The following is a 15,799-nucleotide window of genomic DNA, read 5'->3' on the forward strand; positions in this document are numbered from 1 at the left end:
TAGGCTTTGAGGCATGACCAAATGGGAGTACTCCACGATTCCGCTTATCATCCACGCTACCAAGCAGATCCTGGATCAGTGGGGAGAGGACGGCTGGGAGCTCGTGCAGGTGGTTCCCGGGCCCGACGGCACCGGCCTCGTGGCGTACCTCAAGCGCGAGAAGGGCCAGGCGTGACGGGCACCGAGACGGCACCCTCGGCGGTCGAGGCGCGGCTTGCCGAACTGGGCATCACCCTGCCCGCCGTCGCCGCTCCGGTGGCCACCTATGTGCCTGCGGTGATTTCGGGCTCCTTCGTGTACACCTCCGGGCAGCTTCCCTTCATCGACGGGAAGCTTCCGGCCGCCGGGAAGGTCGGGGCCGCAGTCGACCCCGAGACCGCCCAGTCCCTGGCCGCCACCTGCGCCGTCAACGCCCTTGCCGCGGTGAAGGAGCAGATCGGGGACTTGGACCGGGTGACCAGGATCGTCAAGGTGGTCGGCTTCGTGGCCTCCGATCCGGCCTTCACCGGCCAGCCGGCCGTCATCAACGGCGCCTCCAACCTGCTGGGCGAGGTTTTCGGGGATGCCGGCATCCATGCCCGTTCCGCCGTCGGCGTCGCCGTGCTTCCCCTTGATGCACCGGTCGAGGTCGAGATCATCGTGGAGTTCGTCTGATCCCGTGGACCGCCTACGCAACCGTACATTTCCACTCCACCCCGAGGAGCTCGGCGCAGCCCGGGGCTGGGTGGAACACGGTGCCCGCACCCCACTGAAGGCCCGCCCGGCGTCCTCGGTCGTCCTGCTGCGCGACAGCCCGTCGGGACCGCAGACCTACCTTTCCTGCCGCCCGGGCGAGTCGCCGCTGGGCATCGTCGGCTTCCCGGGCGGGCTCGTCGAGGAATCCGACGACGACCCGGTCGACTGGTGCGGGCCCAGCCCCATGGTGTGGGCCAAGGCGCTGGGGGCTGAGGACCACCACATGGCCCGGCGCCACGTGTTGGCCGCCGTCCGCGAACTGTTCGAGGAAACCGGCGTGCTGCTGGCCGGGCCCGATCCGACGAGCCTGGTGGAACGTCCCCGCGGCCGGGAATGGATGAAGGCGCGCGAGTCGGTCGTGCAGCAGGACTGCTCCTTCGCCGAGTTCCTCAACCGCCGCGGCCTCGCCGTCCGGTCCGACCTCATCAAACCCCTGGCGCACTGGTTGACCCCGGACTTTGCCCACCGCCGCTTCGACACCCACTATTTCGCGGTGGCCCAGCCGGTGAACCAGCGGCCCACCCTCCTGGAGGGCAAGGGACTGTGGGGGGACTGGCGGTGCGCCGCGCAGGAGATCGAGCGCCGCCACACCACGGCGCTCGGCGACGAGGTGGGCCGCCCGAATACCGTGGGCCGGACCCTGAGCGAGCTCACCGTGCCTGCAGTGGAGCTGATCCTCGAGAAGATCGGCTCGTCACGCGGCTGCATCGCCTATCTTTCCCACAAACGGGCGATCACGCTCTACTACCCCCGGCTCGCCGAGCGCGACGGGGACCTGATGCTCGAAGTTGCCTGCCCGGTGCTGACCGAGGGCGGCTCGGCCCAGCGGGGCCGGTAAGCGGACAGACGCGCGGCCCGGCGCCGCGCCACCGGGCCGCGCGTGGAGCCTGGGTCAGCGGCTGCGCTGCCGCAGCCGCTGGATGTCGAGGATGACCACGGCGCGGGCCTCGAGGCGCAGCCAGCCGCGCTGCACGAACTCCGCGAGGGCCTTATTGACGGTTTCACGTGAAGCGCCGACCAGCTGGGCCAGCTCCTCCTGCGTGAGCTCGTGGGCCACCAGCACGCCGTCGGTCGCGGGCCTGCCGAAACGGTCGGCCAGATCGAGCAGGGCCTTCGCGACACGGCCCGGAACATCCGAAAAGACAAGGTCGGCCAGGGACTCGTTGGTGCGGCGCAGTCGGCGGGCGAGCGCCTGGAGCAGCTGGGCGGACACCTCGGGGCGGGTCTCGAGCAGCACCCGGAGGTTCTCGTTCTTCAGCCCCGCCAGCCGGGTCTCGGACACGGCCGTGGCCGTCGCGGTGCGCGGGCTGGGGTCGAACAGCGCCATCTCGCCGAAGAGTTCGCCCGGGCCGAGGATGGCCAGCAGGTTCTCCCGGCCGTCCTGCGCGGTGCGTCCGAGCTTGATCTTGCCCGAGACGATGAAGTACAGCTGGTCACCCTGGTCTCCCTCACGGAACACCGATGATCCGCGCGAAAGGTCAACTTCGGTCAACTCATCAGTGAGGGCGGCGAAGACATCGTCTCCCAGCGAAGCGAAGAGCGGCGCCCGGCGCAGTACCTCGATATCCATGGATTCTCCTGTTGAGTTTGGGTGGTGCGGCGGTCCCGCGTGGCTTCTACCGTCCCATCTTGCCGTACCCGGGCATTATGGGACAGCCGATACACGCCATTCCGGGGGTGTTAAGCGGTCCGCGCAACACCCGCGCCGCGGACGTGCCGGTCCCGGCGATAGAATCGGGATTCAGTGATGGAGGTGCGCGGCTTCCGGACGAAGCACACTGGGAGAGCGGAAATGCCGGACTTCACGGCCCTCGACATCGTATTGCTGATCGTGCTGCTCGGGTACCTTCTTGCCGGGCTGCGCAACGGGCTGTTCGTGACCCTGGGGGGCATCGTCGGGTTCATTGCGGGGGCGGTCGCCGCCTTCTTCGCCATCCCGCTGGTCAGCGGGGCGGTCCCGGACAACGGCTGGCGCCTCCCCGCCGTCATCGCCACCGCCCTCATCCTCGTCGTCGTGGGCCAGGCGCTCGGTGCCGGGCTGGGCTCCGCGATCCGGCGCTGGCTGAAGGCCCGGCCCCTGCGGACGGTCGACCGGCTGCTCGGCGGCGTGGTCAACACCGTGGTGGCGGCGATGGTGATGTCGATGCTCGCCTTCAGCGTGGGAACGCTCGGGGTACCCTTCCTGTCCCAGCATCTGGCCGCGTCCCAGGTCATCCGCGGCATTGACGGCGCAACCCCGGCGCCGGTGCGGACCTGGCTGGCGCAGCTGCGCACCATCGCCGTCGACGACGGCATTCCCACGATCCTCGACACGGTGGCGCCGCCGCTGACAGCGGAGGTGCCCGACGAGTCGGTGGACACCCCGGAACTCGCCCAGGCCGCCGCGTCGGTGGTGCGCATCGCCGGCACCGCCTTCCAGTGCGGGCAGAACCAGACCGGCACCGGCTTCATCGTGGCGCCCGGCCGGATCATCACCAACGCGCATGTCGTGGCGGGAGTCGGCGAGCCCGTCGTCCAGGTCCTTGGCGGAGGGGCGCTGCCGGGACGGGTCGTCCACTTCGATGCGGCGCGCGACATCGCCGTCCTCGCCGTGGAGGACCTCGACCGGGAGGCCCTGCCGCTGGGGGAGGAACTGCCCCGGGGCACGACGGCGGCCTTCGCCGGCTACCCGGCCGGCGGGCCCTACCGGATCCAGCCGGCAAGCGTGCAGAACCTCTCCCCGGTGATGGTCCAGAACATCTACGGATCCGACCCTCAGCTGCTCGAGGTGTACAGCCTCGCCGCGAACGTCCAGCAGGGCAATTCGGGCGGACCGCTGCTGGACCTCAGCGGCCGGGTGGCCGGAGTGGTCTTCGCCAAGTCGACGGCCGAGGCCCCCGTCGGCTACGCGCTGTCCCTGGCCGAGCTGCGTCCGATCGCCGAGCGCGCCCCCGGCTACGCCGCCGCCGTCGATTCCGGAGCGTGCACGCGCCGCTGACCGGGCCCGCTGGTAGGCTTCAGCGCACGACCCGTCCTTCGGCCCAGGGGGCACTCCATGTCCAACGGATCAGCCGCCCGTGCCGGGCGGGTCCGGACCGGCACGCCGCCGGTGTTCATGTACCACTCCGTCAGCGCGTCGGACTCACCGGATCCGCACCGGTTGCGGGTCCACCCGGACCGGTTGGACCGGCACCTGCGGTCGCTGCGGCGGTTGGGTCTGCGCGGGGTTTCCCTGTCGGAGCTGCTGCGGGCCCAGGACCAGGGCAGGGCGGGCCGCCTCGTGGGGCTCACGTTTGATGACGGCTACAGCGACTATGTGGAGCATGCCCTGCCGGTGCTGCAGCGGCATGGGATGACCAGCACGCTGTACGCGGTCGCCGGCCGTATCGGAGGCAGCAACGAGTGGGACGACGGCCCCCGGCTCACCCTGATGGACGCCGACCAGCTGCGGATGGTCGCGGCCGCGGGGCAGGAGATCGGCAGCCACACCCTGACCCATCCGCACCTGGCGGGCGCCGGCGCCGACCTGCTGGCCGCGGAAATCGGCGGCAGCCGGAAGATTTTGCAGGACCTCCTGCAGACCGACATCCGCAGCTTCTGCTATCCGTATGGCGAATTCGACGACGCCGCCGCGGATGCCGTGCAGGCCGCAGGCTACGACCATGGGTGCGTCACCGGCGACTACGAGCCGGGCGACCGGTTCACCCTGCCGCGCTGCTACGTCAGCCCCAGGGACACCCCGGCGCACGTGGGAGCCCGCATGGTGAGGCATTGGGTGCGCCTGCGCCTGCACGCACGCCGCCGGTCGCCGGAGGGCCGCACTTGGCCCCGCGAGACCAAATCGTGACCGGATGGATGCGGGAAATACGCAAACGGGCGGCGTTAGAAGTTAGGCTCGTCACACGGACAGAGCGCCCAGGAGCGTTCCGGTCCCGCGGATAGCAGGGTTGTCCGGCCAGAATCACTCGTTCAACAGGAGCTCATAATGTCTACACGCGACACTTCTGTGCGCAGGTACCATCTCACCAGGAAACGTGCTGCGTTCACCGCGGGAATTTCCATCGGCGCGCTGCTCATGACCGGCTGCGTCCAGAGCGAGCGCGAAGAGGGCGCCGGCGCGGAGGGTACGGGGGATTCGGTCAATTCGACCTTCGTCTTCGCCGCCTCCTCGGACCCGAAGTCCCTCGACCCGGCGTTCGCCAGCGATGGCGAGTCCTTCCGGGTCAGCCGCCAGATCTTCGAGGGCCTCGTGGGCGTCGAGAAGGGCACCGCGGATCCCGCGCCCCTGCTGGCCGAGTCGTGGGAAACCGCCGAGGACGGACTGTCGACGACCTTCCAGCTGAAGGAGGGCGTGAAGTTCCACGACGGAACCGATTTCAACGCCGACGCCGTCTGCTTCAACTTCGACCGCTGGTTCAACTGGACCGGACTCCAGCAGGCGGAGACCGTCTCCTACTACTACAACTCGCTGTTCCGCGGCTTCAAGGACCAGCCTGACGAAGCCGTCTACGAATCCTGCGAGGTCAACGGCGACAACGAGGTCACCGTCAACCTGGCCAAGCCGTTCGCCGGATTCGTCCCGGCACTCTCCCTGCCGGCGTTCGCCATGCAGAGCCCGACCGCCCTCGAGAAGTTCAAGGCCGACGAGATCGGCGGTTCCGAGGAATCCCCGAAGCTCAGCGAGTACGCCCTGGGCAACCCGGTGGGCACCGGCCCGTTCAAGTTCGAGTCCTGGGACGTCGGGCAGCAGCTTGAGCTGTCGAGCTTCGAGGACTACTGGGGCGAAAAGGGCCAGATCACCGAGACGATCTTCCGCATCATCGACGACCCGCAGGCCCGCCGCCAGGCCCTCGAGGCCGGGACGATCGACGGGTACGACCTGGTCGCCCCCGCCGATGTGGATTCGCTGAAGGAAGCCGGCTACAACGTCGTGGCCCGCGACCCGTTCACCATCCTGTACCTGGGCTTCAACCACAAGGTGGAGCAGCTCGCCGACCCGCTGGTCCGCGAAGCCATCGCCCACGCCATCGACAAGGAGGCGCTGGTCAGCCAGACCCTTCCCGAGGGCACCAAGGTTGCGAGCCAGTTCATCCCCGAGGTCGTCGACGGCTACAACGAGGACGTCACCACCTACGACTTCGATCCCGAGAAGGCCAAGGAACTCCTTGCCGAGGCCGGCTACCCGGACGGTTTCGAGCTCCAGTTCAACTACCCGACGAACGTCTCGCGTCCGTACATGCCGACCCCGGAGCAGGTCTTCACCAACCTGCAGGCGCAGCTTGCCGACGTCGGCATCACCGTCACCCCGGCACCGGCCGCCTGGTCGCCCGACTACCTGGACCAGGTCCAGGGCACCGAGGACCACGGTCTGCACCTGCTCGGCTGGACCGGCGATTACAACGACACCGACAACTTCATCGGCGTCTTCTTCGGCCAGCAGAAGCCCGAGTTCGGCTTCGACAACCCCGAGCTGTTCGCCGCCCTCAACGAGGCGCGGGGCATGACAGACCGCGAGGAGCAGACGAAGGCGTACGAGGAGATCAACCAGCAGATCGCCGAGTTCATCCCGGCCATCCCGCTGGCGCACCCGGCGCCGTCGCTGGCGTTCAACGAGCGCGTCACGTCCTACCCGGCCAGCCCGGTCAACGACGAAGTCTTCAGCGAAATCGAGCTCAGCAAGTAAGACCAGCACGTCCAGTGGAGCCGGACCCGTACGATAGGTCCGGCTCCACTGTGTTGGAGAGCACATCCTGCTTCACCCCCGAGAGGACACTGTGTTACGCGTCATAGGCAAGCGAATTGCCCTGCTCATCCCCACGTTGTTCGGGCTGTCGGTCCTGCTTTTCCTCTGGGTTCGAAGCCTTCCCGGGGGCCCGGCGACGGCGCTGCTCGGCGAGAAGGCAACCCCCGAGGCGGTCGCCCGGGTGAACGAGCTCTACGGGTTCGACCGGCCCCTCCTGACCCAGTACTTCACCTACATGGGCAAGCTGCTGCAGGGCGACTTCGGGGTCTCCATCAACACCGGGCGTCCCGTTTTGGAGGAATTCGCGACCCGCTTCCCGGCGACCGTCGAACTCACCATCGTGGCCCTGATCTTCGCCATCGGCGTCGGCGTGCCCCTGGGGTACGCCGCGGCCCGCCACTACGGGCGCTTCATCGACCACAGCTCCGTGGTGCTGAGCCTGATCGGCATCACCGTGCCGGTGTTCTTCCTCGCCTTCATCTTCAAATACCTCTTCGCCATCCAGTGGTCCATCCTGCCGCCCGACGGCCGGCAGAACCCGCGCATCAACGCGACCCACTTCACCGACTTCTACGTCCTGGACGGGCTGCTCACCGGGGAGTGGGACGCCGCCTGGGACGCCTTCCTGCACCTGATCCTGCCCGGCCTGGCCCTGGGCACCATCCCGCTGGCCATCATCGTGCGCATCACGCGGGCCTCGGTGCTTGAGGTGCAGAACGCCGACTACGTGCGCACCGCCCGGGCCAAGGGCCTGATGGAGCGCACCATCCGCGGCCGCTTCATCCTGCGCAACGCCATGCTTCCGGTGGTCACCACGATCGGCCTGCAGCTGGGCCTGCTCATCTCGGGCGCCGTGCTCACCGAGACGGTCTTCGCATTCAATGGCATCGGACGGTTCCTGCGCGATGCCATCTTCGGCCTCGACTACCCGGTCCTGCAGGGGTTCATCATCTTCATCGCCATCCTCTACGCGATCATCAACCTCCTGGTTGACATTTCCTACAGCATCATCGACCCGAGAGTGCGTGTGCAGTGAGTGCAATTTTGCCCCCCGCCGTCGGCGGATCAGCAGCCCCAACCGATCCCGCGATCGAAACCGGAGGTGGAACGGGCTTCTGGAAAGACGCGTTCCTCCGCCTGCGGCGCAACCCTCAGGCCATCACCGGCGCCGTCATCATCGGTCTGTTCCTGCTCGTGGCGCTCCTCGCGCCGATCCTGGCCCCCTACGGCGGCAACGAGCTGCCCGGCCGCACCGAAATCACCCCCACCACCATCCCAGGGCCGGGCGAGATCGACGGCTTCCCGCTCGGGCTTGACCGGTTCGGCGGGGACCTGCTGAGCAAGCTGATCTGGGGCGCCCAGGCGTCCCTGCTCATCGGTGTGGTGTCGACCTCCCTGGGGCTCGCCGGCGGAATGCTCCTCGGCGTCCTTGCCGGCGGCTTCGGCGGGTGGGTCGACAGCGTCATCATGCGCTTCGTCGACATCCTGCTGTCGGTTCCCCACCTGTTGCTCGCCGTCAGCATCGCGGCCATCCTCGGCCAGAGCCCGTACGCGATCATGATCGCCATCGGTGTCTCCCAGATCCCGATCTTCGCGCGGCTGCTCCGTTCCTCAATGCTGTCGCAGCGCGGATCCGACTACATCCTGGCCGCGCAGACCCTCGGGCTGAGCCGGGGAACCATCACCATGAGCCACCTGCTGCCCAACAGCATGGGCCCGGTGATCGTCCAGGCGACCCTCACCCTGGCCACAGCGGTGATTGACGCCGCGGCGCTGTCCTTCCTCGGCCTCGGCGGCGGACTGCCGCAAACCGCGGAATGGGGCCGCATGCTGACCTACGCCCAGGCGGAGCTTGGTGTCGCCCCGCAGCTGGCGTTCCTGCCCGGTGCGTGCATCGCCATCACCGCCCTCGGCTTCACCCTCCTGGGCGAGTCCCTCCGGGAGGCCATGGACCCGAAGACCCGGAAGAAGTAGCCCGGCGGGAGCCTGCTCCCGCCGCCTCGTCGAATCCACCTCCTCGAATCCGCCCCGCCGCTGTCCAAGCGGCGGGGCGTCGGCGTTAAGTGCCGCAGAAGGTCCGGTACGGGCCGAAGTCCTCCGGGGCGCCGACGGCGTAGCGCTCAAGGCCGGGCCGCTCATCGTAGGGGGCCGTCACGGCTTCGAGGAGGCCCGCGAGCGGGCCCAGATCGTCGTTCGTGGCCGCCGTCAGGGCCTCCTCGACGAGGTGGTTGCGGGGAATGTAGGCGGGGTTGACCCGGTCCATCGCCGCAGCGTCCGGGCCCAGGGCGAGCCATCGCTGCGCCCACGCGTCGAAGGCCGCCGGGTCGGCGACGCGGCTCCGGGCCGGGCCGGCGTCCCCGCGGGCGGCCCGGCCGAGGTTGCGGAAGAACGAGGTGTAATCGACACGGCTGGCCTGCAGCAGGGCCAGCAGGTCGTCCGCCAGCCCGGTGGCCTCGCCGTCGGACACCGTGTCGGCCAGGCCCAGCTTGGCCTTCATCCCGGCCAGCCAGGCGGCGCTGTACCGGCCGCGGAACCCCTCGAGGACCGCCACGGCGAGCTCCACCGCCCGCTCCTGGTCCTCATTGATCAGGGGCAGCAGGGACTCGGCCAGCCGGGCGAGGTTCCACTCCGCCACCAGCGGCTGGTTGCCGAAGGCGTAGCGGCCCCCGGAGTCGATCGAGCTGTACACGGTGGCGGGGTCGAAGGCGTCAAGGAAGGCGCAGGGACCGTAGTCGATCGTCTCGCCCGAAATCGTCATGTTGTCGGTGTTCATCACGCCGTGGATGAAGCCGGTGAGCATCCACCGGGCCAGCAGGGAGGCCTGGGCGGAGACCACCGACTCGAACAGGGCGAGGTAGGGCGATTCCGCCTGCGCGGCCTGCGGATAGTGCCGGGCGATCGCATGGTCGGCGAGGCGGCGCAGCAGCGCCACGTCCCCGCCGGCCGCGGCGTACTGGAAGCTGCCGACCCTCAGGTGGCTGGCCGCCACCCGGGCCAGCACGGCTCCGGGCAGCACCGTCTCCCGGCGCACCGGCCTTCCGGTGGCCACCACGGCCAGCGAGCGGGTGGTGGGGATGCCCAGGGCGTGCATGGACTCGCTGATGAGGTACTCGCGCAGCATCGGGCCCACGGCCGCCAGGCCGTCCCCGCCGCGGGCGAACGGTGTGCGCCCCGAGCCCTTGAGGTGGAGGTCGCGCAGCCGGCCGTCGTCGTCGGTGAGCTCACCCAGCAGCAGTGCGCGGCCGTCGCCGAGGCGGGGGTTGTAGCCGCCGAACTGGTGCCCTGCGTAGGCCTGGGCCACGGGGGTGGCGCCGGCGGGCAGCGAGGTGCCGGTCAGGAAGGAAATCCCCTCGGGCGTGCGCAGGGCCTCCGGGTCGAGGCCCAGGGTGAGGGCCAGCGGCTCGTTGAGCACCAGCAGCCGCGGCTCCGGTGCCTCCTCCGCCCGCCAGGGGATGGCCAGCTCCGGCAGTTCCCGCGCGAAGCGGCCGTCCAGGGTTGCAGTGATTCCGGCTACGGCACTCATGCACCCACAATACCCACGCGGCTACCCGGAGGCCGCGGCTATTTTCGGCCCCGGCCCGCGCGCATTTGGGAGTGGACATCCTCCCGCGGAGGATGTCCACGGGACGCCGGGAGTTGCCGGCCCGGGGGCCTCAGGAGGCGATGCCGCCCTCGATCCGCAGCTCGTTGCCTGGGATTGAGGCGAGCAGCCGGCGCGTGTAGGGGTGGCGCGCGTTCTGGAAAACCTCTTCGGAGCTCGCGGCCTCCACGAGTTCGCCGTCCTTCATGACGCACACATAGTCGGAGATCAGGCGCACCACGGCGAGGTCGTGGGAGATGAACAGGTAGCTCAGGCCGAGCTCGGCCTGCAGGTCCCCAAGGAGCTTGAGGATCTGCGCCTGCACGAGCACATCGAGTGCCGAGACGGGCTCGTCGCAGACAAGCAGTTCGGGCTTCAGGGCCAGCGCCCGGGCGATGGCCACGCGCTGGCGCTGACCGCCGGAGAGCTCCGAGGGGTAGCGGCGCAGGGCGTTCTGGGGCAGGGCGACCTGGTCCATCAGTTCCCGCACGCGGGCGGCGCGTTCCTTCTTGGAGCCGCGCTTGTAGGCGTTGAGCGGCTCCTCGACGATGCGTTCGATGGTGAACATCGGGTTCAGTGAGGAGTAGGGGTCCTGGAAGATCGGCTGGACCCGCTGCCGGAAGTCGTTGAGCTGGGCCTTGTCGAGGGTGGCGACGTCCATGCCGTCGAAGGTCATGGTGCCCGAGGTGGGCTCGATGAGTTTCAGGAGCATCCGGGCTGTTGTGGTTTTACCGGAGCCGGACTCCCCGACGATGGCCACGGTCTGGCCCCGGGGCACGTCGAGGGTGACATTCTTCGCCGCATAGAAGTCCTCGGAGCTGCCGCGGCGCTTGTAGACCTTGGTGAGGTCGCGGATCTCCACGATGTTCGCCGGGGGCGCGACCTTGCCGCTCTCGTGCTCGGCGAAGACGGCCTCGGCGAGCTTCGCCCGCTTGGCGGCGTCGTCGTTGTAGGCGCCGGGGCGCAGGCGGACCGCCGCGACGGACGGGGCGGCGCGTACCAGCGACTGGGTGTAGGGGTGCTGGGGGTCGTTGAGCAGCTGCTGGGCGGGGCCGGTCTCGACGACCCTGCCGCGGTGCATCACCACGAGGTCGGAGGCGCGCTCGGCCGCGAGCCCCAGATCGTGGGTGATCAGCAGCACTGAGGTGCCGAGCTGGTCGGTCATGGTGTCGATCTGGTCCAGGATGGTGCGCTGGACGGTGACGTCGAGGGCGCTCGTCGGCTCATCGGCGATCAGCAGGCGCGGCTGGCAGGCGAGGCCGATGGCGATCAGGGCGCGCTGGCGCATGCCGCCGGAGAACTCGTGGGGGTACTGCTTGGCCCGTTCGCCGGCGTCGGGCAGGCCTGCGGCGGAGAGGACCTCGATCACCTTCTGCTTGACGTTGTTCTTGGTGGCCATCCCGTGGACCAGCAGCGTCTCGGCGACCTGGGTGCCGATCTTCGTGACGGGGTTCAGGTTGGACATCGGGTCCTGCGGCACGAGGCCGATGGCCCGCCCCCGGATGGAGCGCATCTTGGATTCGGGCAGGCTCACGAGGTTCTGGCCTTCGAAGAGGATGCTGCCCGAGGTGACCTTGCCGTTGCCCGGAAGCAGGCCGATGCAGGCCATGGCGGTCGTCGACTTGCCGGAGCCGGATTCCCCAACGATGGCCAGGGTGGCTCCGCGTCGAAGGGTGAAGCTGGCGTTCTCGACGGCGCGTACCTCACCGTGGGTGGTGCGGAAGCTGATCGCGAGGTCCCGGACTTCGAGCAGGGGCGCGTCGCTGGCCGCCGTACCGGCGGGAGTGATATCCGTCATGGAACTATGGTGCACCACAGGTGCGCTTTTCGCGTAAGGCGACCTTCCGTGCGGGAGCTAACTTTTCGGACTCGCTCCCGCCGCGGCCCCCAGCCGCGCCGCGAGGTGCTCCACCGCGAAGCGGTATCCCTCGACCCCCGCCCCCACGATCACGGCGTCGGCGACGGCGGAGATATAGGAGGTGTGCCGGAACGCTTCGCGCCGGTGGACGTTGCTCAGGTGGACCTCCACCACGGGCAGGTCCACGGCGGCCAGCGCGTCGGCGAGGGCGACCGAGGTGTGCGTGTAGGCGCCGGCGTTGATGACGATCCCGCCGGCGGTGCCCACCGCGCCGTGGATGGCGTCGATGAGGGCGCCTTCGTGGTTGGACTGGAAGGCCCGCAGCGTGCAACCCCGCGCGGCCGCGGCCGCGCGGGCCGTTTCCTCGACGTCGGCGAGGGTGGAGGTGCCGTAGATCTCCGGCTCCCGCGTCCCCAACAGGTTCAGGTTGGGGCCGTTGAGCAGGAGGATGCTGGGTGAGGGGGCCGCGGTCATGGCTTAACTATGCCCCAGCCCGCCGCCTACAGCGCGGAGGCGGCGGCCTGCTGGCGCGCGCGGAGGCGGACCGCCAGAAGCGCCCCGACGAAGGTGACCAGGCTGAGCACCGCCAGCACGATGCCCGGGTGCCACCAGGCGCCGTCGGTGGCCTGCCCGAAGGCCTGGGTGATTGAGGGGACGAAGCCGGCGGCGATCGCCGCGAGGCTGTAGGCGAAGGACAGCGCCGTGAAGGCGGTGCGGGGGTTGAAGATGTCCGCCATGAGTCCGCCGAGGGCCGCCCAGGTGGCGGTCGGCAGGATGCCGCCGATGAGGATCGCGGCGATGTAGGTCGGCGCCGTGGAGATGCTGATGACCCAGTAGAGCGGGAAGGCAATCAGGGCCGTGCCCAGGGCGCCGCCGGCGACGACCTTGGCCGATCCGATCCGCATGGCGAGGTAGCCGAAGGCGGGGATGGTGACGAGCTGGAGCAGCGACCCGACCAGGGCGGCGTTGAGGACCGTCGCCTCGCTCAGGCCCAGCCGTTCGGTGCCGTAGGCCTGGGTGTAGGACACCATGAGGAAGTAGGAGCCGATGCCGAGCACCGCGGAGGCCGCGGCCACCACGATGGCCACCGGCTGCGAGCGGATCATCTCCAGGAAGGGGATGCGGGCAAGCGAGTTGGAGGTCGCCGCGTCCCGAAAGACCGGGGTCTCGTCGATGGCAAGGCGCAGGTAGATCGCCACGGCGAGGAAGGGGAAGGCCAGCAGGAACGGGATGCGCCAGCCCCACGACGCCATGACGTCGGGCGCGGCGACCGTCAGGATCAGGAAGATGAGGGAGATGAGCATGGTGCCCACCGGCGAACCAAGCTGGGGGATCGAGGCGTAGAGGGCGCGACGGCGGGGTTCGGCGTGCTCGGTGGCGATGAGGATGGAGCCGCCCCACTCGCCGCCCAGCGAGAGCCCCTGGAGCAGGCGCAGCACCGTGAGGAGGATCGGCGCCCACACGCCGATGGTGTTGTAGTCGGGGAGCAGCCCGACCGTGCCGGTGGCCAGGCCCATGAGGGTGATGGTCCAGATCAGGGTCTTCTTGCGGCCGATGCGGTCACCGAGGTGCCCGAAGAGGATGGCGCCCAGCGGACGGGCGACGAAGCCCATCGCGAAGATCAGGAAAGCGTAGAGGGTCCCGGCCAGGGGGTCCTGCTGGGTGAAGAACACTTCATTGAAGACCAGCGCGGCGGCCGTTCCGAAGACGTAGAAGTCGTAGGACTCAAGGGCCGTTCCCACGAAGGAGGCGCCGGCGGCGCGGCGGGCCATCCGGGGACGGGTGGTGGGGGCGGGCGCGGCGGCGAGTGAACTTGACACGCTGACGATTGTCCACCCGCCTGCGGCGCGGTTACCAACGTTTGAGTCCAATCTCACAGATCCGCCCGCTTATCCGCCGCAGGGCGGCGGGTGAGCGGGCGGACCAGCGGGGGCCTACTTCCGCAGTGAGGCCGCGATCTGCTGCATCACGGTGTTGTCCGCCAGCGTCGTCGCGTCCCCCACCTCCCGCCCCTCGGCGACGTCCTTGAGCAGGCGCCGCATGATCTTTCCGCTGCGGGTCTTGGGCAGCTCCGGCACCACGAGGATGTTGCGCGGCTTGGCGATCGGGCCGATCTCCTTGCCCACATGGTTGCGCAGGGTGGTGACGATGTCGTCGTCGTCCTTGGCTGAGCCGCGCAGGATCACGAAGGCCACCACCGCTTCGCCGGTGGTCTCATCCTTCGCCCCGACGACGGCGGCCTCGGCCACCGACGGGTGGCTCACCAGGGCCGATTCGATCTCGGTGGTGGACAGCCGGTGCCCGGAGATGTTCATGACGTCGTCGACCCGGCCGAGCAGCCAGATGTCCCCGTCCTCGTCCTTCTTCGCTCCATCGCCGGCGAAGTACATATTGTCGAACCGCGACCAGTACGTCTGCTTGAAGCGCTCCGGGTCGCCCCAGATGCCGCGCAGCATCGCCGGCCACGGCTCCCGGATCACGAGGTAGCCGCCGGCGCCGTTGGGCACCGATTCGCCCATCTCATCGACGACATCGACGGCGATGCCGGGCATGGCCACCTGGGCGGAGCCGGGCTTGGTGCTGGTCACGCCGGGCAGGGGAGCGATCATGTGGGCGCCGGTCTCGGTCTGCCACCACGTGTCGACGATGGGGGCCTTCCCGCCGCCGATGATCTCCCGGTACCACATCCATGCCTCGGGGTTGATGGGTTCCCCCACGGAGCCCAGGACCCGGATCGAGGAGAGGTCGTACTTCTTCGGGATGTCCCGTCCCCACTTCATGAAGGTGCGGATGGCCGTGGGGGCGGTGTAGAGGATCGAGACCTTGTACTTCTCGATCAGCTCCCACCACCGGCCCTGGTGAGGGGTGTCCGGGGTGCCTTCGTACATCAGCTGCGTGGCACCGTTGATCAGCGGGGCGTAGGCGACGTAGCTGTGCCCGGTCACCCAGCCGATGTCGGCGGTGCACCAGAAGACATCGGTCTCCGGGCGCAGGTCGAAGGTGTACTTGTGGGTGAAGGCCGTCTGGGTGAGGAAGCCGCCGGTGGTGTGGAGGATGCCCTTGGGTTTGCCGGTGGTGCCGGAGGTGTAGAGGATGAACAGCGGATGTTCGGAGTCGTGCGCCACGGCGGTGTGCTCGTTGGGGGCGGAGTCGACGACGTCGTCCCACCAGACGTCCCGTCCCTCGGTCCACTCGACCGGTTCGTTGTTGCGCCGCACCACCACCACGTGGGTGATGGTCGATCCCTCCTTTTCGAGGGCGGCGTCGACGGCGGGCTTGAGCGCGCTGGGCTTGCCCCGCCGGTAGGTGCCGTCGGCGGTGACGACGAGCTTGGCCTCGGCATCGTCGATCCGGCTGCGCAGCGCGTCGGCGGAGAAACCGCCGAACACCACCGAGTGCACCGCTCCAATGCGGGCGCATGCCAGCATGGTGATGACTGCCTCGGGGATCATCGGCAGGTACACGGCCACCCGGTCGCCCTTGGCCACGCCGAGGGATTCGAAGGCGTTGGCGGCCTTCTTCACCGACTCGGTGAGCTCGGCGTATGTGTAGCTGCGGGTGTCGCCGGGCTCGCCCTCGAAGTGGATCGCGACGCGGTCGCCGCGCCCCTCCTCGACGTGCCGGTCGAGCGCGTTGTACGCGGCGTTGAGCTTCCCGCCGACGAACCACTTCGCGAAGGGAGCCTCCGACCAGTCGAGGGTCTGGGTGAAGTCGGTCTCCCAGGACAGGCAGGCCCGGGCCTGGTCCGCCCAGAACTCGGGCCCCCTGCTGCGGGCCTCCTCATAGAGCGAGGGCTGGGCGACGGCCTGCGCGGCGAATTCCTCACTGGGCGGGAAACGGCGTTCCTCGTGAAGCAGGTTTTCGAACGCGTCGCCGTGCCTCTGGGCGCTTTCGGACATTTCTT

14 protein-coding genes are annotated in these 15,799 nt (G+C 69.0%); 8 read left to right on the forward strand and 6 right to left on the reverse strand.

The genetic code is table 11. The features are described 5' to 3' along the window. The first annotated feature begins 13 nt into the window (after positions 1–13). The 3 genes from sp36 to ACX80W_RS00920 are packed head-to-tail and all read left to right on the forward strand — an operon-like array spanning position 14 to position 1,573. Positions 14–175: a Sp36 family protein gene (gene sp36, locus ACX80W_RS00910; protein WP_459279572.1), complete on the forward strand. Its 162-nt coding sequence runs from the start codon at positions 14–16 to the stop codon at positions 173–175. Continuing rightward, positions 172–654 (forward strand): RidA family protein, encoded by a 483-nt coding sequence (locus ACX80W_RS00915; protein WP_459279574.1) that lies wholly within the window; start codon positions 172–174, stop codon positions 652–654. Before sp36 ends, ACX80W_RS00915 begins: the two co-directional genes overlap by 4 nt. Positions 655–658: 4 nt before the next feature. Further along, a complete protein-coding gene (locus ACX80W_RS00920) occupies positions 659–1,573 on the forward strand; it encodes an NUDIX hydrolase (RefSeq protein WP_459279576.1) in 915 nt (304 codons plus the stop codon). A gap of 54 nt (positions 1,574–1,627) precedes the next feature. Here the strand turns inward: ACX80W_RS00920 and ACX80W_RS00925 are convergent, their stop codons facing one another. Further along, on the reverse strand, positions 1,628–2,305 hold the full coding sequence (locus tag ACX80W_RS00925; RefSeq protein ID WP_120167713.1) for a Crp/Fnr family transcriptional regulator: 678 nt from the start codon (positions 2,303–2,305) through the stop codon (positions 1,628–1,630). A 222-nt stretch (positions 2,306–2,527) separates the two neighbouring features. On the opposite strand from ACX80W_RS00925, the gene ACX80W_RS00930 reads away from it, so the two are divergent. From ACX80W_RS00930 to ACX80W_RS00950, 5 genes are all read left to right on the forward strand, one after another. After that, on the forward strand, positions 2,528–3,712 hold the full coding sequence (locus ACX80W_RS00930) for a MarP family serine protease (protein ID WP_459279578.1): 1,185 nt from the start codon (positions 2,528–2,530) through the stop codon (positions 3,710–3,712). 57 nt (positions 3,713–3,769) lie between these two features. After that, complete coding sequence (locus ACX80W_RS00935; RefSeq protein WP_459279580.1) at positions 3,770–4,561, forward strand: polysaccharide deacetylase family protein; 792 nt, start codon at positions 3,770–3,772, stop codon at positions 4,559–4,561. A gap of 138 nt (positions 4,562–4,699) precedes the next feature. Further along, positions 4,700–6,397, forward strand: a complete 1,698-nt coding sequence (locus tag ACX80W_RS00940; RefSeq protein ID WP_459279582.1) for an ABC transporter substrate-binding protein — start codon at positions 4,700–4,702, stop codon at positions 6,395–6,397. A 91-nt stretch (positions 6,398–6,488) separates the two neighbouring features. Continuing rightward, a complete protein-coding gene (locus ACX80W_RS00945) occupies positions 6,489–7,493 on the forward strand; it encodes an ABC transporter permease (RefSeq protein ID WP_459279584.1) in 1,005 nt (334 codons plus the stop codon). A gap of 8 nt (positions 7,494–7,501) precedes the next feature. Next, on the forward strand, positions 7,502–8,431 hold the full coding sequence (locus ACX80W_RS00950; RefSeq protein WP_459280182.1) for an ABC transporter permease: 930 nt from the start codon (positions 7,502–7,504) through the stop codon (positions 8,429–8,431). Positions 8,432–8,516: 85 nt separating this feature from the next. On the opposite strand, the gene ACX80W_RS00955 is transcribed toward ACX80W_RS00950, so the two are convergent. The 5 genes from ACX80W_RS00955 to acs form a co-directional block, all read right to left on the reverse strand. Next, positions 8,517–9,980, reverse strand: coding sequence for a protein adenylyltransferase SelO (locus tag ACX80W_RS00955; RefSeq protein WP_459279586.1), 1,464 nt, complete (start codon positions 9,978–9,980; stop codon positions 8,517–8,519). A 130-nt stretch (positions 9,981–10,110) separates the two neighbouring features. Further along, positions 10,111–11,835, reverse strand: coding sequence for a dipeptide ABC transporter ATP-binding protein (locus ACX80W_RS00960; protein WP_459279588.1), 1,725 nt, complete (start codon positions 11,833–11,835; stop codon positions 10,111–10,113). Between the two features lie 57 nt (positions 11,836–11,892). Continuing rightward, positions 11,893–12,369 (reverse strand): type II 3-dehydroquinate dehydratase, encoded by a 477-nt coding sequence (gene aroQ / locus ACX80W_RS00965; RefSeq protein WP_459279590.1) that lies wholly within the window; start codon positions 12,367–12,369, stop codon positions 11,893–11,895. Positions 12,370–12,395: 26 nt separating this feature from the next. Then, the gene (locus tag ACX80W_RS00970) at positions 12,396–13,715 is read right to left on the reverse strand and encodes an MFS transporter (protein ID WP_459279591.1); all 1,320 of its coding nucleotides are present in this window, start codon (positions 13,713–13,715) and stop codon (positions 12,396–12,398) included. Between the two features lie 114 nt (positions 13,716–13,829). Further along, positions 13,830–15,794, reverse strand: a complete 1,965-nt coding sequence (acs, locus tag ACX80W_RS00975; RefSeq protein WP_459279593.1) for an acetate--CoA ligase — start codon at positions 15,792–15,794, stop codon at positions 13,830–13,832. Between the last annotated feature and the right edge of the window lie 5 nt (positions 15,795–15,799).

It is taken from the genome of Arthrobacter melezitosi (assembly GCF_054511055.1).

Excerpts from the sequence above, each read along its gene's own strand:
- sp36 (WP_459279572.1), top strand. The coding sequence starts at position 14 with ATGACCAAATGGGAGTACTCCACGATTCCGCTTATCATCCACGCTACC.
- ACX80W_RS00935 (WP_459279580.1), top strand. The coding sequence starts at position 3,770 with ATGTCCAACGGATCAGCCGCCCGTGCCGGGCGGGTCCGGACCGGCACG.
- ACX80W_RS00940 (WP_459279582.1), top strand. The coding sequence starts at position 4,700 with ATGTCTACACGCGACACTTCTGTGCGCAGGTACCATCTCACCAGGAAA.
- ACX80W_RS00955 (WP_459279586.1), bottom strand. The coding sequence starts at position 9,980 with ATGAGTGCCGTAGCCGGAATCACTGCAACCCTGGACGGCCGCTTCGCG.
- ACX80W_RS00960 (WP_459279588.1), bottom strand. The coding sequence starts at position 11,835 with ATGACGGATATCACTCCCGCCGGTACGGCGGCCAGCGACGCGCCCCTG.
- acs (WP_459279593.1), bottom strand. The coding sequence starts at position 15,794 with ATGTCCGAAAGCGCCCAGAGGCACGGCGACGCGTTCGAAAACCTGCTT.
- ACX80W_RS00930 (WP_459279578.1), top strand. The coding sequence starts at position 2,528 with ATGCCGGACTTCACGGCCCTCGACATCGTATTGCTGATCGTGCTGCTC.
- aroQ (WP_459279590.1), bottom strand. The coding sequence starts at position 12,369 with ATGACCGCGGCCCCCTCACCCAGCATCCTCCTGCTCAACGGCCCCAAC.
- ACX80W_RS00925 (WP_120167713.1), bottom strand. The coding sequence starts at position 2,305 with ATGGATATCGAGGTACTGCGCCGGGCGCCGCTCTTCGCTTCGCTGGGA.